This window comes from Terrimonas pollutisoli (assembly GCF_029360765.1).
Lineage (GTDB): Bacteria > Bacteroidota > Bacteroidia > Chitinophagales > Chitinophagaceae > Terrimonas_B > Terrimonas_B pollutisoli.
Window position 1 is genome coordinate 20,592 of record NZ_JARKNA010000021.1, and the last position, 20,859, is coordinate 41,450.

The window sequence follows — 20,859 nt, forward strand, 5'->3', positions numbered from 1 at the left end:
TCCGGTTGGTTGAGCCCCGATAGCTATCGGGGTTGAAAACAGACGTTTCGCCGAAGGTGGATCAAGAGTTTGAGTCTCTTTCTCTCCGCAGTTGAGGATGAAACACAAAGCCACTAAGGCTCAATGGCACAAGGGAAAAAGACAAATAAAAAATCTTTGTGTTTCTGTGTCTTGGTGCCTTTGTGGTTCAAAAAAACAAAGGAGAGTTGACAGAGAGATAATGTGCAGGTTTGCTAAACCCAGGCTATCGGTAAAACGGTACAAAGGTTCGACTCCTTTACTCTCCGCAGGTTTGTGATGAATGAATTCGATGATGAGGAAAAGTGATCAGTCAATATTCAGCACAAACAAATGGACGAATAGCTCCAATGGCAGAGCATCGGTTTGAAGCGCCGACAGTACTGGTTCGAGTCCAGCTTCGTCCGCAAAAAAATGAGTTTGGTGTAACTGGCAACATGACGGTCTCCAATCCGCCAGAGGCGGACGAATCTTGTAACTCATGCTCGATCATAAAACGATGTAAAAAACAAAACAATGGAACAGGTACAACAGCAATGGAGAAAGTTAAACGGCGAACGAATTAAAATTCCTATTGCCGAAGAAGTAAGCAATGTATTGATGCGTGAAAGAGAAGCCGGTCATGAACTGAAGGTTTGCATCGGTACCGATAGCCAGGTAAAAGGAAAGATTACTGAATTTGCCATCGTGATCGTATTCATCCGGAAAGGGAACGGTGGTTTCATGTACATACACAATGAGATCAGTAAACAAAAGATGAGTATCAAACAACGGATGCTGATGGAAGCAGGCAAAAGTGTGGAAGTGGCTTTTGAATTGTGTAAGATCTTTTCCCGCTTTAGTGTGGATATGGAAGTGCATGCCGACATTAACACCAACCCAAACTTCAAAAGCAATGATGCTTTGAAAGAAGCTATGGGTTATATCGTAGGGATGGGATTTGCTTTCAAAGCAAAGCCGGAAGCTTTTGCCAGTTCCAGTTGTGCGAATAAAGTGGTGCAGTAAAAAGAACTAAGATTTGGAAGGATTAAATGGATTATGAGGAAAAGCATTAGTCTCAGTAATCCTTCTGAATCCGGGTTCAGATGAGTATAAAAGTTTAAAAAATAATACAATGCTGACTCGTGTAATGAAATAGTAATTGATCATTGAAAACGAAAAATGATTTTACTATTTAAAAATTAAATAACATGGACAATTTATATAACCAGAAAGTGATCAGTGCCAACAATGTGTTTGCTGATTCCTTCCTGGATGCTAAAATTCTTTACCTGTACAGCTTCAACCTACTGCCCAGTATTAATTATATCGGGCAGATTGATGGTGAAAAAACTTTTGCTGCAATAAAGGAAAAGTTTGCAGGCAGCGTAAAGAATATACACCAAACAAGATGGTACAAACGAAAGAAAAAAAAGTTTGAGTTTGACAAGACAATCATGATCCTGGATAATAATTGTGTGCTTGAATTTGATGAAGACTATTGTGAGGTACTGCATGATGGAAGGCAGCCTGATTTTGTAGAAGCCATTTCAGCTATTGCTGTTCAGTTTAAAGAAAGACAAAGAAGGCAACCGCTGGAGATTAATCTTATCGTACAGGCAAGAAACAGGCTGGAGTTAAAAGCTATGGATATCAAACGGACAAAGCTTGATCTGGATCTTTTTTATGAGGATGATTTTAAAGAAACTGATGAAGTGATAAGAAAGAGATTAAGCCAGAGGAATGATAAAGGAATCGTTCTGTTGCATGGGTTGCCGGGCACAGGCAAAACAACATACCTGCGCTACCTGGTGGGTAAGATCAAAAAAAGAGTATTGTTCTTATCGCCATCAGTAGCCGGCAACCTGATGAATCCTGAGTTCATTGAATTGCTGATTGACAATCCGAATACAGTGCTGATCATTGAAGATGCTGAAAACATCATCATGGACAGAAAACACAACAATAGTTCATCTGTGTCGAACCTGCTGAATATTTCTGACGGTCTGCTTGCAGACTTTCTGAATGTGCAACTGATCTGTACGTTCAACAGTTCGTTGACGATGGTGGACAATGCCCTGATGCGAAAAGGAAGATTGATCGCTAAGTATGAATTTGGAAAATTGGAAGTAAGGAAGGCGCAGAGATTGTCGAAACACTTTGGATTTGATACTATCATCAATCAACCGATGACCATAGCCGAGATTGCTAATCCGCATGAGAAGGCGCAGCAAGTTGAAAAAATGGAAGTGGTTGGCTTCAGAAGACAGGCAGAGTTGATGAATTAAGTTCTTTAAAATATTTCCTTCCTCTTTTAAGGATTAGGAATAAAAGCTTGCCTGACGGCAAGACTGGTATAGGCCTGTTGACGACAAACCAGGTTTATGTTTCGAAGAAGCATAGCAGTGCAGACGCAGTAGCTATCTGTATGCTGTTGTTGCACCAGGATATGCCAGCCCAACCGCTGGTGTCATGGGTTCAATTCCCATTCCCGACTGTAAACGTCGGGATAGCTCAGGAGGTAGAGCACAGCAAGGAAGCGCAGGTTCGATTCCTGCTCCAGGCTTAGAATCTGGATAGCTCAGTTGGTTAGAGCACTACACGGCTAATGTAGGATGAAAAGAAGTACACCGCTTCTCAAATGGTGATAGACATTAAAGCCAGGCTTATAAACCGGCGATGTTGAAGTACCATACAGTTTTTATACTGCGTGGTCATGGATACAAAGCAATCAGTTTGTTGCCTGCAAGTTGATATGCTGATAATGAAAGGTATAATACTCCGGTAATTAAAGAAGGTTTATCTGTTAAGCCTTAAGGTTATCGCACTGTTATAATAATCGTTATTCACCATCAGCTTCCGTAATAAAAAGATGGTTTATAAAACTGGCTTTATTAAAAAAGATGAACAGCGAACGGAACGATGAAAGGAGCGTCGCAACGAAGCTCAATCGGAGTTAATGTCGCTGGTAAACAAATAAAAAATTTTAAAACAAAGAAAGATGAAACGTGTAAAAGTAAACGAATACCAGGTAGCGCTGGTATTTAAGAACGGAGCTTATCAGCGTGTATTGCTGACCGGTAAGTATTGGTTTTGGAAAAATGAAAATGTGTACGTGAATGATGTAACCAAGCCATTCGTTGCACCGGTGGAACTGAACATCCTGCTGAAGGATGCTATGTTGGCAGACATCCTGCATGTAGTAGAAGTAAAGGACAACGAGATCGTACTGCAATACGAAAACGGTTTGCTGAAACAGGTATTGACCGCCGGTCGTTACACTTTCTGGAAATCTGTTATTCAATACCAGTTCATTCGTGCTGATATTAGTAAGATTGAGATCACTGAAAACATTGATCGTACTGTTTTGCTGAGTAAGTGTGTTGTTCCTTATGTTCGTAACCTAAGTGTTGAGAACTATGAAAAGGCTGTGCTGTTCATTGACGGTAAGTTTGATAAAGTGTTGAACAGTGGTGTGTATTACTGGTGGAAGAACAACATTGCCGTTCATATTGCCCGTGTAGATATGCGTCAGCAGCAATTGGAAATAAACGGCCAGGAGATCCTGACCAGGGACAAGGCTGCTTTGCGTATCAATGCATGGGCGCAGTATAAAGTGACCGATATTGAAAAAGCCGTATTGATGAACAAAGAATACGATAAGCAATTGTATGTGGCTTTTCAACTGGCGTTGCGTGAATATGTAGCCGGCTACAGCTTTGATGAGTTGCTGGACAAGAAGGATAGCATTGCTCCTTTCATCCTGCAGCAGGTAAAACAAAAAGCTGAATCATTGGGTGTGGAAGTAAATGGTTTCGGTATCCGTGATATCATCCTGCCGGGTGATGTAAAGGAGATCATGAACCAGGTATTGATCGCTGAGAAAAAAGCCCAGGCGAACACAATTATGCGCCGGGAGGAAACCGCCAGTACCCGTAGTTTGCTGAACACTGCCAAACTGATGGAAGAAAATGCGATGCTGTGGAAGCTGAAAGAAATGGAATACGTAGAGAAGATCGCAGATAAGATCAGCAGCATCAGTGTAAGCGGTAATGGTATGCTGGTAGAACAGTTAAAGCAGATCTTTGTGCCGCCTAAACAATGATGATGGTTGCCAGCCAGGTTGCTTCTCCCGCTTACAGCGGGATTGCAATGACGCGGCTGGCAACCTTTTCTAAACTATTTTTATAGCACAAACAAGATGAAATAAAAATCTCTAATGAACTAACTGTATGATCATTCTTATTCAATGTAAAGATAAAGTTGGCCTGGTAGCGGTTATTGCGCAGGTGATGGCCGGCAATGGTATCAACATACTTTCCATGCGGGAACATGTAGACACCATCGAAGGACAGTTTTTTTTAAGACTGGCAACCGATTCGCATTCCGATGCTGGCAAACTGTATGATGAATTAAAAGCAGTGCTGCCCGCTGATGCAGCTATTACTGTAAATCCGCAGCCCGAAAAGAAAATAGTGGTGATGGTGACAAAGGAGTATCACTGCCTCGGAGATATTTTAATGCGCAATCATTTCAAAACATTGGGTGCAACGGTGCAGGCTGTTATCGGCAATCATGCTGTGCTGCAGGATATATGTGAAAGGTTTGCTGTGCCGTTTATACATGTCAGTCATGAGCTGAAAAGCAAAGAACAGTTTGAAGCGGAACTGGAAAGTCATTTGCAGCAATATGAATATGATTACCTGGTGCTGGCCAAGTTTATGCGCATATTGTCGCCGGCGTTTATTGCAAAGCATCCGCCGAGTATCATCAATATCCATCATTCATTTTTACCGGCATTTGTAGGAGCAAGTCCATACAAGCAGGCTTTTGTACGCGGGGTAAAATTGATTGGCGCCACGGCGCATTTTGTAACCAACAATCTTGATGAAGGGCCCATTATCGAACAGCAGATCATACCGGTCAATCATACGTTTACACCGGCTGCAATGGTTACTGCCGGCAAGGAAATTGAAAAAGCCGTATTGGCCAAAGCGCTGAAGATGCTGTTTGAGGACCGGGTGTTTGTATATAATAATAAGACGGTGGTGTTTGAATAGATTAGTGGAGAAAATATGTATGTAGCCGGCCTCAGTACTAATGGCATCGTTCCTTGCGTCGCACACTTCGGGGTTCGGTAATTCTATTCGGCAAATTAAAATAGCTTTAAAAGCAAGTATGATACAAGATGTAATTGATAGAATTGAGTGTGAATTGATCATAGCATTTGAAGATTTGGATTATTGGTTTGGAAGTCATGATAGTGAACTTCATTATTTGCCTTCAAATGGTGGATGGACAATAAGACAAATACTCGGGCATATTTCATTGACCAATCATTTTTTACTCATATTAGTCAGGAAAGGAACCTTAAAGTCTATTGAAATTGCGAGCAATACTGAATACAAGAATTTGCTGGTTAGCTACGATCTCGATTGGGAAAAATTGAAGTTGATTGGTGAGCATAAATCTTTTGAATGGAATAGGCCTCAACACATGGAGCCGACAAATAAAATTTCATTAATAGAAGTGAAACAAAAGCTAATTGATCAAAAAGAAGAGTGCTTGTCACTCTTAAATCAAGTATCGAATGGTGAGGGTGTACTTTACAAAACTATGATGAGTGTAAACAATCTTGGTAAGATTGATGTGTATCATTATTTGTATTTCCTCGTACAACATATCAGACGGCATCTAATACAAATGACAAAAGTGAAATTAGAATTTGACGCTTTAAAAACGGAACAATGAACAAACTTAAAATAACAGGAAAAGAACTACGATCCATCGGCTACCCTGAAGGGCCGGTGATCAGCATTGCCATGAATGTGATGCAAAAGAATTTTAAACATGATACAAAGGAAGAAGTAATGGAGATTTTAAAAAGAATATTGGAAAAGCCGGAAGCTTTTAAAGACGATCAAAAAGTAGCAATGATAGCTGATCAGCTAATACCTAAGCCATCAGCGGAAGGTGCTGAATTATCTCTAAATAAAACAGGAATTCAATTCAACGTCTTCGGGCAGGAGCATATCGAAGAAGGCGCCATGCACCAGATGTACACCGCTGCTAAATTGCCGATTGCAGTTGCAGGAGCATTGATGCCCGATGCGCATAGCGGTTATGGTTTGCCAATAGGTGGGGTACTGGCAACAGAAAATGCGGTGATCCCCTATGGAGTAGGAGTGGATATTGGGTGCCGCATGTGCCTGAGTGTATTTGATATGGACCCCAAAGAACTCGTACAACGTGAAAGTTATTTCGCAAGAGAGATCAACGAGGCTACGCTGTTTGGCAGCGGTGCACAATTTGACCGGGCTGCCGATCATGAAGTGATGGAGAATGAATTATTTCACCAGTTGCCCTTGCTGAAGAATTTGCATGGCCGTGCATGGAAACAATTGGGTTCTTCCGGTTCAGGTAATCATTTCGTGGAATTTGGCGAAGTGGAGATTACTGAAAAAGATGAAGTGCTGGGTATTGATCCCGGAATGTATGTGGGCTTATTATCGCATTCCGGTTCAAGAGCATTGGGAGCAAATATTGCCAATCACTACACAAAGCTTGCTATCAGCAAAAGACGTTTGCCGCAGGATGCAAAGAATCTTGCATGGTTAACATTGGATGAAGAAGAAGGCATTGAATACTGGAATGCGATGAACCTGGCGGGTGATTATGCATCAGCCTGTCATCATGTTATTCATGATAAAATTGCAAAGCAATTGGGAAGAAAGCCTCTGAAGATGGTGGAGAACCATCACAATTTTGCGTGGAAAGAAAAATGGGAAGGAAAAGATGTAATCGTTCACCGTAAAGGAGCAACGCCTGCCGGTAAAGATGTATTGGGTATCATTCCCGGATCCATGACGGCGCCAGGTTTTATCGTAAAAGGAAAAGGTGAAGCGGCCTCTGTCAACTCTGCGTCGCATGGCGCCGGAAGAAAAATGAGCCGCACCAAAGCCATGGCTTCGGTTACTGATAAACAATTGAAAGATGAATTGCAAAAACACGGCGTAAAATTGATTGGTGGCGGCCTGGATGAATCACCATTTGCTTATAAGGACATCGAAGTAGTGATGAAGAGCCAGCAGCATCTTGTTGATATCGTTGGCAAGTTTACCCCGAAGATCGTAAAGATGGATGGGGCAAAACATAAACAGTGGAAGTCAAAATCAAAAGGAGAAATTAGTGGGGAATAATGCCCACAGCGGTATTTAGCTGTTAAAGAAACTCTCGGTTGAATACCGCTACCTTTTATAGCGTTGTCATTTCCCGCAAACCATGGTATAGTCATAAATATTCTTGATTCAAATCGCCAACCCGCATCATGGTTTACCTGATTCTGAAGGATTGTTTTCACCCTTCCTATAACGCGATCTCCATCTTCTCAAACCGTTAGTCGAATGACAGATTTAACGCTTTATCCGGGCCTTTGAGTGGGCTTTGACCGGGATCGACCATATAGCAAAAAGCAACCTGTCTTGTACAATTCCGGCCAAAGCGGCCGAATTGGTAACAAACAGCTTTTGTGTTATTAGTTGGCATAAATGGCGAAAGCGGCCGGTTGGTTTTTAATCGCTACAGGTGCTTTGTATTCTTGTTGTGCAATTGCAAACATCATGATGCGGCTTAAACAGGATGTGCCGGTAAACATGCTGATCTTTTTACTTTCAATTTTTAATCATGGCACAACAAAAAGGGATAATCCCACTGAGAGGAACAATCGGTAACATCACATTTTATAAATCGGGTGATGGATACCTGGCCAGGGAAAAAGGCGGTATAGATGCTCAACGTATCGCTACTGACCCGGCTTTTCAACGAACCCGTGAAAACGGGGCTGAATTTGGCAGGGCTGGTATAGCAGGAAAAATTTTAAGAACTGCACTACGATCCTTGCTTCAAAACACGGCTGACAGCCGGATGATAGCCCGGTTGACAAGGGAAATGATGAAGGTGATACAAGCAGATGCAGTGAATGTAAGAGGCATGCGCAACGTCATCGATGGCGAAGCGGAATTGCTGGAAGGTTTTGAATTTAACAGTAACGGTAAACTGGGCACTACATTATTTGCCCCTTATACCAGCACTATCAACAGGGTGACGGGAGCACTGACGATTCAAATTGCATCCTTCATTCCAGCCAATATGATTGCTGCGCCCAACGGGGCCACTCATTTCAAAATAGTATCGGCCGGAGCCAGTATTAATTTTGAAAATGAAACCTACGAGGTGGTTACCAGCAGTACTGCGGAATTACCCTGGAATGGAGTTGCTACTGCCGTTATCAATCTTGATAATACTGTAGCTGCTAACAGCACACACCCCCTTTTCCTTGCTTTAGGAATTGAGTTTTACCAGCAGGTAAATGCGGTATTGTACCCGTTGAAGAACGGTGCCTTTAATGCGCTTGCACTGGTAAAGGTGAACGGACTGTAGAGACTTTACCTCCGACGCTTCGGTCGGAGCCAGACATTATCGTCTGGCCTAAATCCCTCTCCATCCTTCGACAAGCTCAGGAGAGGGGCTTTTAGAGAACCTCACCTCCGACGTTTGGGCCGGGACGGGGGACGTTTCGAAGAATTCAATTTTCGAGATTCAGCAATGAAACCGGGAGGCTTGAGTTTCATGATCCGTATCAAAGGCCATTCTTCCTAACAGAGACAGCTATCATACCTGATACAAACTTAAACCAGTGAATACCGATCATATCATTCAACCATGACCGAACCCGGTTTCATTATGAAAAATCATTGTTCAAATCCCGGTTGAAAAACCAATCTATTTTTTAACCCTTTCAATCAAACTAATATGAACAAGGTTGCAAAAAGAATGAATAAACCCACGCCAAGGTTTTTCAGGAAGCTCAGGAATATTGGCCTTGCTATGGCAGCCATCAGTACGGGTGTGCTCGCTGCGCCAGTAGCTTTACCGGTAGTTGTAACACAACTTGCCGGTTACCTGGCGGTAGCAGCTACCGTTGCCAGCACCGTGAGCCAGACTGCGATTAAAAATGAGCGGTACTGATGAACGAGCATTCCTATACCAAAACAGGAACTGTTGGGGGAACCATTACTATTTTACTGGCGAATATCAATAGCGGAGATGTGATCAAAACAGCGGTACTGGCTGGTGTTGGAGCCGTTGTAAGTTTTGTGCTCTCGCTGTTGCTGAAGGAACTGGTAAAATGGTGGCGGCGACCTTAGCATTTGACTCCTAAGAAGGTGAGACCCCGTCGAAAAGACGGGGTTTTGTTTTTTATTTTGATAATGATTTAATAATGTAAAAGATGGAGAGAAACGTATGTGAGCATCTTTATTCACCGGGAGTTGTGGTAGCAATATGATGCAGATGGTTACTTATAATACAACAGGCAAACAACAATAAACCTTTCCCGCTTTGACAATACCGGGTACTACCAGGTATAAATATCACGATAATCTTTCCTGGTAAAAACGTTGACCCATTCAACAACGACAACAGTTATAAAATGAATAGCGGACCGGATTCTTATTTTATATCGTCCATTGCTTATAGTTTCTTACTAAGATTGTAAAGCCTGATTTATCTGAATAAAGGCGGAACCCTATCATTGCCGGGTTTGACAGCCTTGTTAAGGCTGCTGCGGAGATGCAATCTCCGCACAACCATTCAGCTTTTTTATTTTTTATTCAACTTTTCGAGCCAGGATAAACTCACGAGAACGGGGATGGCTTATTGAAAATACTATAAAAAAAAATTGTTGCCAATTTTTAATGTAACCAGATTATTAAAATTTCAATCCTGCAAAAAATCTTTTATCAATTCCTCACTGATGCCGGTGAAAAGGCAAAACTCTTTGATGGTAATGAATTCGTGCGACCGCTTTCCTAATGCATTCCTGATTTTCTGTAACAGGCTCCGTGCTGTTCGTTCGCGGCGGCCGGTGATGTTGACAATATCCTTTGGATAAATTACAATACGGGTGGGTAAAGTTTTCATGGGTGGATATTTAAAGGTTAATGGCTATTCAAAATTTGAAATAAGCATTGGATATAGCCATCATGGAAATACACCCTGCGGGGGACATTAATGCTTTCGTGGAAATGCGACAGCGAGCTTAAAAGTCGTGGAAACGCTACAAAATAGTCGTGGAAACTGGATTTCACAGGCCTTGCTTACTAGAGATTTTTGTGCTGTAACAAACCATTTTTCTATGAACCACTTTATCTCAGTACCCGAAGCAGCAGCTATGACAAGCCGCTACAGAAATCAAAAAGAAACTATTTTGAAATCAGAGTACCAAGGGCAAAACATACTTTGCCAATCGGAGACATTTGACAGGTTAGCGTTTGATACCGTGCTAGGAAAAACGGGGTGCCAGGCGCTGCGGATTTATTATGGAATGGCTGAGGATTTAAAAATTCATGCTATCATTGTAGGAGTTGATGGTCAAAATGCAGACATCTTACCCGGAGCAAACGCCACATCCACTTTAACTGAAGACGATGATGCTGTATTTGACAGGGGAATCCGATGCCCTGACCTCTGTCCGGACTCATCGCCGCTGAACACTTAAAAACCATTGCATGAGCTTTGTTTTAAATGCTGTTTTCAGCTTGTCGGTTAGCTTAGCAGCAATTATAGGCTGGATCAGGATCAAGAAGATTGATCCGGCCTTTTTTCCTTTTATCCTGCTAATGATGGCAGGGTTGATTAATGAATCAGTAAGCCTGTTGCTGGTATATAAGGGATATTCCAATTCGGTTTCTTTTAACCTGTATTCATTGGCGGCAGCCCTTCTACTTGGTTGGCAATTTTATAAATGGGGACTGTTTAAAAGAAGGGCGGTCTATTACCTGATACAATTTGTTTTTTTAACGGGATGGATGTTTGAAACATTCGTGTACAGTAAGAACTTATTTAACTCCTATTTTATCATCGCCTACTCTTTCGTGGTAGTGCTATTGTGTATAGAACAAATCAATCACGAGATTTTCCCGGTGAAAAGGCGATTGTGGACAGACCCGATATTTCTTATTTGCATGGGCTTATTAGTTTTCTATACCTATTCTGTAATGGTAGAAGCGTTTTGGCATTATGGCCTGAACCGAAGCCGGTTTTTCAGGCTACGGATTTACGAAATAATGGCTTATATTAATTTATTTACGAACCTGTTATTTGCTTTTGCGGTGTTATGGATACCATTGAAACCTCGATATATACTGCGGTCCTGATTTGCTGCGTGGTGTTGGGTTTAGTATTTCTTTATTTCGGCATCACCATTGTCAGGCGCCAGCGCAAGCACTACGAGATGCAAAAGGCCAACTTTCTTGCAGAGATAGAGTTGCTTGATGGAGAAAGAAACCGGATAGCAAGCGACCTGCATGATGAATTGGGGCCGTTATTGTCTATCACGAAAATCGAAATAAACGAGATTAAAACAGGCGATACTGAAAGCCTGGCGTTACAGGCAAGAGCCAATCAACATATTGAAGAGCTTACCGAGAGGCTGGGCGGCATTGCGAGAAACCTAACTCCCCGCCGGCTTTTGCAAAAAGGGCTTGATGCTGCACTGGAAGATTATTTCAAACAATACCAGGAGGGAACCAGCATTCATTTGCAATTCCACTACCAGGCAGAAAGCACTATTCCTGTCCTACTCCGTTCCCAAATTTATAAGATGGTACAGGAAATGGTGCATAATGCAGTAAAGCATTCAGGCGGAACTTTCCTGAAGGTAATGCTGCAGCAGCGGAAAAATTTATTGTATATCTATTGTAAGGATGATGGGATCGGCATCAGGACAAATACAGCCAGTAAAAGCGGACTCGGCCTTGATAGTTTAAAAAACCGGGTAGCGCTGCTTGGTGGAAGAATGCAGTTTTCGGGTAACGGAGGTACAGAGTATTTTATTGAAATCCCCTTAACAGATTAAGATGAGTAACACAATCCGCCTGATGATAGCAGATGATTATCCCCTGTTTAAAGAGGGATTGCATCTTTTGTTGCGCCATTATCCACAGCTGGTCATTGTTGGCGAGGCCGACAATGGAGAAACGCTTTTATCGCTCATTCAAAAAGACCAGCCAGACGTAGTAATTACGGATATCCAGATGCCTGTGCTCAATGGCATTGAACTTACCAAGATTATCAGGAAAGATTACCCGGATACGAAGGTGATTGCTTTGACCATGTATGAAGATGAACATTTAATAACTGATATGCTTGAAGCGGGAGCGACAGGCTATCTCCGAAAAAATACCAGCAAAGAAGAACTGGTTGACGCCATCGAAGTGGTAAACGCGGGAAAAACCTATTTCTGTAATTCCACCTCGATGCAATTATCAAAAGCAGTTGCCGCCACTAAGGCCAATCATTTTCGACACCTGAAGGAAATGCCTTTCAATGAAAATGAGCTGGAAATTATCCGCCTGATCTGTGAACAATATGCGAGCAAGGAAATTGCCGGTATCACACATCTTGCCCACCGAACTATTGAAAAATACCGGGACCGAATCATGGAAAAGATAGGCGCCAAGAACGTGGTAGGAGTGGTGATCTACGCAATAAAGAATGGGATATATAAGCCGTGAGTGGGTGCAGTTGACAGTCGGCAGTTGGTGGTTGATGATTTGGGGTTTAACATGAACTAATTTTTTCGGGCTGAGGTGAATGATTAGCAGCTTTTTTGTTATGAAAGTGACCTTACTGAGTAATGAGACAGAATTGCTGCTGGAGCATGAGCAGGAGGGTAATGGCCATGACCAAATTTACTCCCGGAAAATTGCTGCTGAAACAAGGGTGGGACAATGCCATTTCCAAATCATAGATACCGGCGCATGCCTGCTATGGCTGGGTGATTATCAAATGCAACAGCCTTTTCTTATTCAAACGGCTTCCACGAATGATGAATTAAAAATAATTGTACAGTGGCCAACGAGTATTGACAATGATTATGCAAAGGTGTTTGAAAAAACATTACTCGTTTACCGGATTCCTTTTTTATCCGGTCATCATTCACCTATTGAACTGCGCTGCACGGCGGGGAAAGGCAGGTTGCTATTGTTACAGTATAGCACAAAATTTATTGACGCATCCAGGTTACCGGTGATCAAGACAATTCCCCGACAAAACGACCTGGCGCTGGACAGCAGCATGGCCAGCATTGTACAACATATGTTGTACTACCCGGTATCGATTGGACATCAGCAACAGTACCTGCGTATAAAATGCGAAGAGTTTTACGTGTTGTTTCATGATGCTGCTACTGCTGTTCAAAAAAAGGACTTCATCCCCGAGCCGATAATTGAAAAACTAATCAACATCGATTTACTGATACGCCGACAGGTTGATCAAAACTTTACTGTAACACAGCTGGCCAAAACTTTTTCCCTGAATACCGAACAATTGAAGCGCTACTTTAAATTGTATTATGGCAACACTATTCATCAATATATTCTTGCAATTAAAATGGAACTTGCCGAACAACTCATTCAAAAGAGCGATCAATCGTTGAAAGAAATTTCCTTTGCTCTTGGGTTTAAAACTGATGCTCACTTCTCGGAAGCCTTCAAAAATTATTTTGGGTACCCTCCAGGCTTTTTGCGAAAAAAGAATAACAGTCACTCCTAATAAATAGTACTGAAACCATAACGCTTCCGGCATGGTTGTGATGCAACTTTATCCTGTCATGCATGATGCAGGTAAAGCTTGAAACCTGGATAAATGTCAGAAAGCATTAACCTTAGAGTTTTTATTGTTTTTTAAGATTATAAAAGCAAGATATACTATGATCAAATTAAAATTCATTTTACCTCTTGTTGCCGTGTTATTAACTGCAGGTATTATTATTGGCTTCAGTTCTTTTTCCGGCGACAAAGAAAAGAAAGAACAGCGGCCTACCGAGTATTTCTGGTTTGCTGTTGACTATAGTGTGCCGGAAGGAAGAGTACCATCTGGTGCATCACCTGTATTTTCCGGTAACAAATTGACACAAGCTGATGCACAAGCCAATGACGGCTGTGCAGACGTCAATCAAAAGCATTGCCTGAGGGGATTTACCAGCATGCCAAGCTTGCCAACCACATCGTATGATGCTTCGACGCCCAAGCCCCAATAATTAAGCCGGGCCAATTACTTTTGGCAAAGGACTACACGAGAAAACAAGGAGTAGCCGCATAGCGGCTACTTTTTTTTATTATTGGTTTTTCTTTTGGCTTAAACACAGAACAGGCATATCTCTTACTTCCAGACACAATTCAAGCCCCGAGAAATGAAGATCCTGCATCAAGGAAGATACATTCAACGGTGTTACAGAACTTGCCTTCACGATTGCATTTATTAGGATCGTTTCATTCAATTCATTAATAAACGGGTATTCATAAGCGATCCAACCTTCTAAAAAGTTTATTAAATCGCCCAGCGGCTGATTGATAAAATGAAAAGCTGAATCTCCATTTATTAAAACCCGCCTGGTTGAAGAGGAAGTCGGTATAGTATTTTTAAGTACGAGGCTTTTAACCTTCCTTATCTCAATCTTTGCATCCAGATCAAAAAAACGCTGGAGGTCCTGCTGCATAATTTTAAACCGATTGTTAGCCATGGCAACAGGTACTATCAACTGGTAATTGAATGCGTGATTATCCAGCCAGTCATCCATTTTATTGTTGTCAGGAGGCGAGGTATAAGAATATTTATCAGATACCTGTAGGTCCAAACTATATTGGGCTGCGAAGTTGTATTTTCCTTTTTCTTCAAAAGCAAGTTTGTATAAATCCAACACTGAAGAACAATTCACCGAGAGTTTTACGGCTTTGTCTTCATTTATTATTTCTCCCATAGCGTTACCGATATCCAGTTCATTGGAACATCGGGAGATTGCCGAGTAGTATATCAATCCTTTTTGCATTGTGGTATTCATTGCCGGGTTATCGTTTCTTTTCCTGAGCGTTGGATCTTTCAATTCCAGTTTACTACCTTCCAAAAAATCCGAGATGTGTTTAGCTGTTGTATTGTAGCCGCCGGAGAAGTAGCTGATTGTCCCGTTCCTGTCGATCCAAACATGATAGGGATAACCTTCGGACGGAAACATAGATGACAACAATGTGTCACCAGTGATCATGGGTAGCGAGGGCATTTTTATTTTTTTTCGCCGGGCAAAAAAATTGATTGTTGAGTCTTTGCTTTCTTTGTTTACCAGTATCAATTGTATATCATTATCGAATTGTTGCTGTAGTGAATCAAGGTGCGGGAAGGCTGCAAGACAGGGAACGCAACGATGGTTCCAGAAATCGAGGATAATGGATTTGCCTTTGTAATCGGCGAAGTTTAAATGGCCCGATTTGTTGTTGATGGTGTTTGGCAAGGTGAGTAAGGGAAGCTTATCACCGATTGATAATTGTTTTTGCTGGGAATGGGTTTGAAGGGTGATTAACACGAGGCCTATTGGGGCAATGTATTTTAAGGGATTCATGGTTTTGATTTTAAGTAAATAATTGTCTTTTTACTTTTTGCCTTTCAAGCAAGAGATCTTATAATTTGGGTGACCGGGTTTTTATAATCTATTATTTACTTTTTTGCTTGTCCAAAAAAGTAACAAAAAAAGACCCCCGAAAACGATTACAGCCCGTTTTCGGGACCGTACCCCTGATTAAGCTTTTGCACTACTGTGACTTCAACTTTTGTAATTCTACTCATCATACGCGCCGCTTGCCTCGTTTTTCAACAATTTTGTTAATGCTATTTTTCTGAGGCCGGTTAAAAAACCGATGTTAATAACCTGGATTTTGATAGAGTAAGGGGTTACTGTTTATTTCTGCCAATGGAATAGGGTACAATGTATCCGTGGCCTGCCAGCCTGCTTTCAACGGTTGTAAAACAGTACTAACTACACCTGTCCTTTTCAAGTCAAACCATCGATGACCCCATTCAGCCAACAGTTCAATTCTTCTTTCGTTTTGTATGGCTTCCAACAAAGTGCTTTTATCCGCAGCGGGTGTATCGCCCAGGCCAGCCCGATGACGGATGGTATTGAGGTCTGCTATTGCCCCGGCAAGGTCATCCTGTTGTGCCCGGGCTTCTGCCCTAATCAAAAACTGTTCTGCCAGTCGAAATACCATATAGTATTCAGTAGTGGGTGCAGCCGATCGCATTTTATACTTGAAAGGATAGTAATTGTTTTGACCACCGGCGGTACTTAGCTTCAGCCATTTTTCTTTTCGTATGTCACCGGGTTCAAACGCATTTAATAAATGGTCCGTGGCAACATAAGCAGGTTTGAAAAAGCTCAGTGCCGGAATAAAAGCCGCTGCCTCGGCAGTATTGTAATTGTCCGTGACGAGCTGCCAGATTGCTTCCGGTGAATCCATTACAAAAGCCTGGTCAATGTCGGTGACCAATTCATAGAGGCCTGCATCTATGATTGCCGTTGCCGCTATCGTTGCTTTTGACCAATCCCCTTTGTATAGATACACCCTTGCCAGTAGCGCTTCTACCGTGAATTGATTGGGTCTTGTTCTGCCTGCCGAAGGATAATTGACATTCAATAGTGTTTTTGCTGTTTCCAAGTCGGCGATGATTTGTTCATAAATGACCGAAGCTGCTTTACGAGAAGAACGGCTGTTTATTTCATAGCCTGATGTTATTAATAAAGGAACATCGCCAAAGAGATTAACGAGATAAAAATAATGGAGGGCTCTTACCAACAAGGCTTCTCCTTGTAGCTGGCTATGCACAGCGGGTGTTAAGGCTGAAGTATTCTGCAAACCTTCGAGAATTGCATTGGCATGGTAAATGGTTTTATAGGCCGGTATCCAAAAATTAGCTGCCAGGATTTCGTTATCCGGCATCAACGTGTTTGCAGTGAAACCATCTACAGCCATCGCTGAGTTGGTGTTTACCAGTTCATCGGCTGACAACCCACTGTATACCGTAACGCCGCCATTGGCCAGCCAAAGATTACTTGTGAGCATTTGGTTGTATAAACCAGTAGTGGCTGACACGGCGGCATCATCGTTTTCAAAGATTTGTTTTGTTTGGGTTTCTGTTTGTGAAGGAGGGATAGATAGGAATTTTTTGCAGGATGAAAAGAGTAAAAAGAATGAGCTGATGAGGAGAATTGTTTTATTGTTGAAGTGATGATTTATCATAAAAGATTTTTTATTGTTTCTTGAATTTTGAAAAGTAGTTTGCTTGATGCAGTGAAAACCTCACCTCCAACCTCCTCTCCAAGGGAGAGGAGGCTTTAGAAGGCCTCTCCCCCAAACCCCCTCTCCAAGAGAGAGGGGGCTTAGTGAACTACAACAAAAAGAGCCTGACGGGATGGAGGGTTGGGGTTTCATTTTAGAATTTAAGTTGAATGCCGAAGGCGATTGTTTTTAGTGGTGGCAGAACGAGTATATCCTGTGTTTCAGGATCGGAACCGAGATAGCTTGTGATGGTGAACAGGTTTTGTGCCTGCAGGTAAATGCGCAGGCTTTCGATGTTTGCCTTTTTTAAAAAATGGGATGGGATGTTATAAGCAGCATAGATGGTTTTTAAACGAATGAACGAGGCATCAGTATAGATGGCATTTGAATTCCTGAAATAATATGCGCCAAATGCCGCTGTGCCACTGTAGCTGCTGGAAAACTTTTGTACCGTGGTAATATCACCGGGATGCCGCCAACGATCCAATACGCCTACCGGCTGGTTTGTAGCGAGGCCGGGTTGATTGCCCAACAAACTGGCCAGGTAATTTTTGCCTAATTGCTTCCTGCCTTCGAAAAAGAGACTGAGTTCAAAACTTCTATAGGTAAAACTATTTTGTATGCCGCCATAATATTTTGGATCCGTGTTGCCGGGCACCTTGTAGTCACTGTTGTCAAATTGGCCATCGTTATTAATGTCCTGCACTGTATAAACGCCAGTTGCCGGATCAACGCCGAGATGGTTGAATCCTGAGAAAATACTGAGTGGCAATCCCTCTTTATAAACTGCTGCATAACCCGATTCTGCCAGGCCGGGAAATGAAACCAGCTTGTTCCTGGGGAAAGTGAGATTGAAGGAGGTGGTCCAGTTGAACTTGTTTGTCGTGAAATTTTTTGAGGTAAGTGAAAATTCAAGACCGGTGTTTTGAACCAATGCCGGCAGGTTTTGAATGATGGATGAAAAGCCTGACTGGTTGGGCAGCTTAAAACTGACCAACTGGTTATTGCTTCGATTGCGATAGTAAGCTGCTGATAAAAAAATCCTATCCCTGATAAAGCCCCATTCAATAGCCACTTCTAATTTTTTGTTGAACTCCCATTGATAATTGGGGTTGTAGAGAGCAGATGGTACCAAACCGGGATAGCCCTGGTAAGTATTGAAAGCAGCACGCCAACGGTCGAGGTATTTGTAATCACCGATCTGATCATTACCGGTAGAGCCATAGCTTGCTCTTAATTTTCCAAAACTTACGATGTTGCTTAGTTTCTTGAAAAATGGTTCATCCGAAAATATCCAAGCCATACCGATAGACGAAAAGTTGGCAAAGCGATTGCCGGGGCCGAAGCGGCTGGAACCATCCCTGCGACCGGTGAGGTTGAGAATGTATTTGTTTTGCCAATTATAATTGAAGCGGCCAAAGAAAGCGGTGTAACGATACTGGCTATAACTGTTCGATGCATTGACGAGACCTGCGGCATCCAGCGAAGTGAGCAATAAATCATTGGTATAATTTGTAGATGCTATGGATGTAGCCGAGTATTTTCTTTCCTGCAAAGTGGTGCCTGCGAGCAGCGTTACAATTCCTTTTGCTATTTTTTTGCTCCAATGCAATTGCGGTTCTATGATCCAACCGGAAGAAGATGATTTGGCAAAATTGGAAGAAGCTAATTCATTGGATTGAGGGCTTAGCGCTGCTTTAGGGATGATGGAGTTTTCATCGGTCAAGAAGCGATTGTAACCAAGGCTAGCTTTGGCTACCAGACCGGGCAGGATGGAATAGGATAAAAGGAGATTGGATGAAAGGTTTTCGTTGAGGGCCTTGTATTTCTTTAATAATTCGGCGGCAGGAATGGAAGCAAAGGACATATCGAGATTGTGCACCAGGATACCATCCTGTACCCAATTGGGATGGCCTGCATTGTTATACATTTTGAAATTGGGGGGCAGGTTCAAAAACTGGGTCAGGTCTTTTTGCAGCAAGTTGTTCTTATCACTGGTGTAGAAGCCAGCGAGTGAAGCACTGAATTTTTTATTGGCCGAGCTGTGGCTGATGTTGAAGTGCAGGCCTGCTTTATTATCAGTAAGCGACCTGGAAAAGAGATTTGTTTCGCGGTGGAAATTGCCCGCCATTAAAAAACGAGTAGTGCTGTTGCCACCGGACAATGATAATTGTGCATCCGAGGAATGAGCGGTATTGCCTATTAGTTCTTTCTTGTAATCGATAAAAACAGTGGTGTCCCAAACAAGGAGGTCGGGTGCATAGCCATCGGAATATGGAAAATCCTTTTGGGGTGTAAAGCCATCGTTGGCCATTGCTTCCCGACGCATGGAGAGGTATTGTGCGGTTGTCAGCATATCCATGGTGCGGGCCGCACGGCTGAAGCCTGCGCTGGTATTTACCGCCACGCTTGTTTTTCCAACAACTCCCTTCTTTGTAGTAATAAGAATAACACCGCCGGCACCACGGCTACCATAGATAGCCGTAGCATCAGCATCTTTCAGTACTTCGATACTTTCAATATCGGCAGGATTGATGGTGTTCAACGGGCTAAGGCCGCCTTCATTGGTGCTGCGGGGTTTATTGGCGGCTGATACAAGCTGGCTTGCCGGTAGATTGCCGGGCTCAAAGGGTACCCCATCGATGATGAATAAAGGATCGTTTCGTGACAGTGATAAATCCAACGAGCTGCGACCACGAATCTCTACATTGAATGAAGAGCCGGGCACGCCGCTGGTTTGGGTGATGACAAGGCCCGGTATTCTTCCCTGTAATGCAGCCAGGGGATTTGATACGGGTTGGCGCCTGATGTCTTCGCCCGAGAGTTTAGCAATGCTGCCGGTATTTAAGCGCCGGGTGGTAGTGCCATAGGCTTGTATCAATACCTGGTCGAGCTCAGTGATCTTTTGTTTTAAGATGATGGTAATTTGACCCCGTTCATTATTGGGCTCTTCGGTGGTTTGATAGCCGATGGCGGAGACGATGAAGGTGTCGGACAAAAGTGAAAAGTCAAAAGTGAAATGGCCTTTACTATCGGATGTTGTTGACTGTTTCGTTCTTTTTAACGTGATGGTGGCGGAAGGAACAGGCTCACCCTGTTCATTAATGATGGTACCTGTAACAGGTATGGTTTGACACATGCTGAAGAATGGGCAGAGGAGTGCAATGATGAAGTATTGGGGTTTCATATTAAGCAGTTAAACCCCCTCCCCGCTCCCCCTAAAGGGGGAGGGCTTGGGACGGTCGTTTATAAATGATTTTAAAATGCTACTGGAAACGGCCCCCTTCCCTGAACTACGTTCGCATCCTTCGCTACTTTTTCAAAGCAGCTCAGATGTCCCGGTGGGGGAAAGCCGGGGAGGTCGTTTAAATATGTTGAAATGCTACTAACCATATTACCTTAACGACAACATGAGAGCTACCCTTGGGCCCTTCGATAAACTCAGGATAAACGCAAGGGCGAGACAGAGCCCCCTTCGCCGGGCTCAGGGCGGCCTTAAACGGGGTTCTTTGGTTTAACCGCGAAGCGGGTAAGCAATAAGTGAAGTTCTTTGTGGATGTAGTGAACTTTCATATTTACAGGTTTGCCGCTTTATAGTCCTGTAAGAAAGTTCCTTGCCTTTAGTATGTTTTTAAACAATAAAGTAAGAGAGTACGTTTTGAAAAAAATTTAGGCGTGGAACTCAACTTACCGC

At 42.7% G+C, this 20,859-nt stretch carries 19 protein-coding genes and 3 tRNA genes; 18 read left to right on the forward strand and 4 right to left on the reverse strand.

The features are described 5' to 3' along the window. The first annotated feature begins 200 nt into the window (after positions 1–200). From P2W73_RS22895 to P2W73_RS22950, 12 genes are all read left to right on the forward strand, one after another. Positions 201–287: transfer RNA gene (locus P2W73_RS22895), tRNA-Ser, on the forward strand. Between the two features lie 66 nt (positions 288–353). After that, positions 354–425: transfer RNA gene (locus P2W73_RS22900), tRNA-Phe, on the forward strand. A 109-nt stretch (positions 426–534) separates the two neighbouring features. Next, complete coding sequence (locus tag P2W73_RS22905) at positions 535–1,023, forward strand: ribonuclease H-like YkuK family protein (protein ID WP_276504429.1); 489 nt, start codon at positions 535–537, stop codon at positions 1,021–1,023. Positions 1,024–1,208: 185 nt separating this feature from the next. Next, positions 1,209–2,285: an AAA family ATPase gene (locus P2W73_RS22910; protein ID WP_276504430.1), complete on the forward strand. Its 1,077-nt coding sequence runs from the start codon at positions 1,209–1,211 to the stop codon at positions 2,283–2,285. Positions 2,286–2,504: 219 nt separating this feature from the next. Next, a tRNA-OTHER gene (locus P2W73_RS22915) sits at positions 2,505–2,560 on the forward strand. 438 nt (positions 2,561–2,998) lie between these two features. Further along, complete coding sequence (locus P2W73_RS22920; protein ID WP_276504431.1) at positions 2,999–4,102, forward strand: slipin family protein; 1,104 nt, start codon at positions 2,999–3,001, stop codon at positions 4,100–4,102. Between the two features lie 127 nt (positions 4,103–4,229). After that, complete coding sequence (purU, locus tag P2W73_RS22925) at positions 4,230–5,057, forward strand: formyltetrahydrofolate deformylase (protein ID WP_276504432.1); 828 nt, start codon at positions 4,230–4,232, stop codon at positions 5,055–5,057. 118 nt (positions 5,058–5,175) lie between these two features. Continuing rightward, positions 5,176–5,748 (forward strand): DinB family protein, encoded by a 573-nt coding sequence (locus P2W73_RS22930; protein ID WP_276504433.1) that lies wholly within the window; start codon positions 5,176–5,178, stop codon positions 5,746–5,748. Further along, complete coding sequence (locus tag P2W73_RS22935) at positions 5,745–7,196, forward strand: RtcB family protein (RefSeq protein ID WP_276504434.1); 1,452 nt, start codon at positions 5,745–5,747, stop codon at positions 7,194–7,196. The genes P2W73_RS22930 and P2W73_RS22935 overlap by 4 nt, the downstream gene beginning before the upstream one ends. 484 nt (positions 7,197–7,680) lie before the next feature. Next, entirely contained in the window at positions 7,681–8,436 is a 756-nt protein-coding gene (locus tag P2W73_RS22940) for a hypothetical protein (protein ID WP_276504435.1), read from the forward strand. 372 nt (positions 8,437–8,808) lie between these two features. After that, a complete protein-coding gene (locus P2W73_RS22945) occupies positions 8,809–9,024 on the forward strand; it encodes a hypothetical protein (protein ID WP_276504436.1) in 216 nt (71 codons plus the stop codon). After that, a complete protein-coding gene (locus tag P2W73_RS22950) occupies positions 9,024–9,203 on the forward strand; it encodes a hypothetical protein (protein ID WP_276504437.1) in 180 nt (59 codons plus the stop codon). Before P2W73_RS22945 ends, P2W73_RS22950 begins: the two co-directional genes overlap by 1 nt. A gap of 571 nt (positions 9,204–9,774) precedes the next feature. Here P2W73_RS22950 and P2W73_RS22955 read toward each other — a convergent pair. Next, positions 9,775–9,978, reverse strand: a complete 204-nt coding sequence (locus tag P2W73_RS22955; RefSeq protein ID WP_276504438.1) for a hypothetical protein — start codon at positions 9,976–9,978, stop codon at positions 9,775–9,777. Positions 9,979–10,192: 214 nt separating this feature from the next. Between P2W73_RS22955 and P2W73_RS22960 the strand changes: the two genes are divergently transcribed. The 6 genes from P2W73_RS22960 to P2W73_RS22985 all read left to right on the forward strand — a co-directional run bounded on the left by P2W73_RS22960 (position 10,193) and on the right by P2W73_RS22985 (position 14,098). Continuing rightward, positions 10,193–10,555 (forward strand): hypothetical protein, encoded by a 363-nt coding sequence (locus P2W73_RS22960; RefSeq protein ID WP_276504439.1) that lies wholly within the window; start codon positions 10,193–10,195, stop codon positions 10,553–10,555. A gap of 10 nt (positions 10,556–10,565) precedes the next feature. Beyond that, positions 10,566–11,213 (forward strand): hypothetical protein, encoded by a 648-nt coding sequence (locus tag P2W73_RS22965; RefSeq protein ID WP_276504440.1) that lies wholly within the window; start codon positions 10,566–10,568, stop codon positions 11,211–11,213. Then, the gene (locus tag P2W73_RS22970; protein ID WP_276504441.1) at positions 11,174–11,914 is read left to right on the forward strand and encodes a sensor histidine kinase; all 741 of its coding nucleotides are present in this window, start codon (positions 11,174–11,176) and stop codon (positions 11,912–11,914) included. Before P2W73_RS22965 ends, P2W73_RS22970 begins: the two co-directional genes overlap by 40 nt. Position 11,915: 1 nt before the next feature. Then, the gene (locus P2W73_RS22975) at positions 11,916–12,572 is read left to right on the forward strand and encodes a response regulator transcription factor (RefSeq protein WP_276504442.1); all 657 of its coding nucleotides are present in this window, start codon (positions 11,916–11,918) and stop codon (positions 12,570–12,572) included. 100 nt (positions 12,573–12,672) lie between these two features. Continuing rightward, positions 12,673–13,611, forward strand: coding sequence for a helix-turn-helix domain-containing protein (locus P2W73_RS22980; RefSeq protein WP_276504443.1), 939 nt, complete (start codon positions 12,673–12,675; stop codon positions 13,609–13,611). A gap of 157 nt (positions 13,612–13,768) precedes the next feature. After that, complete coding sequence (locus P2W73_RS22985) at positions 13,769–14,098, forward strand: hypothetical protein (RefSeq protein ID WP_276504444.1); 330 nt, start codon at positions 13,769–13,771, stop codon at positions 14,096–14,098. 78 nt (positions 14,099–14,176) lie between these two features. On the opposite strand, the gene P2W73_RS22990 is transcribed toward P2W73_RS22985, so the two are convergent. The 3 genes from P2W73_RS22990 to P2W73_RS23000 form a co-directional block, all read right to left on the reverse strand. After that, complete coding sequence (locus P2W73_RS22990; RefSeq protein ID WP_276504445.1) at positions 14,177–15,451, reverse strand: TlpA family protein disulfide reductase; 1,275 nt, start codon at positions 15,449–15,451, stop codon at positions 14,177–14,179. Between the two features lie 298 nt (positions 15,452–15,749). Then, positions 15,750–17,126 carry a RagB/SusD family nutrient uptake outer membrane protein gene (locus P2W73_RS22995; RefSeq protein ID WP_276504446.1) on the reverse strand — a complete coding sequence of 459 codons (1,377 nt, stop codon included), beginning with the start codon at positions 17,124–17,126 and terminating at the stop codon, positions 15,750–15,752. Positions 17,127–17,319: 193 nt separating this feature from the next. After that, on the reverse strand, positions 17,320–20,352 hold the full coding sequence (locus P2W73_RS23000) for a SusC/RagA family TonB-linked outer membrane protein (protein WP_276504447.1): 3,033 nt from the start codon (positions 20,350–20,352) through the stop codon (positions 17,320–17,322). Between the last annotated feature and the right edge of the window lie 507 nt (positions 20,353–20,859).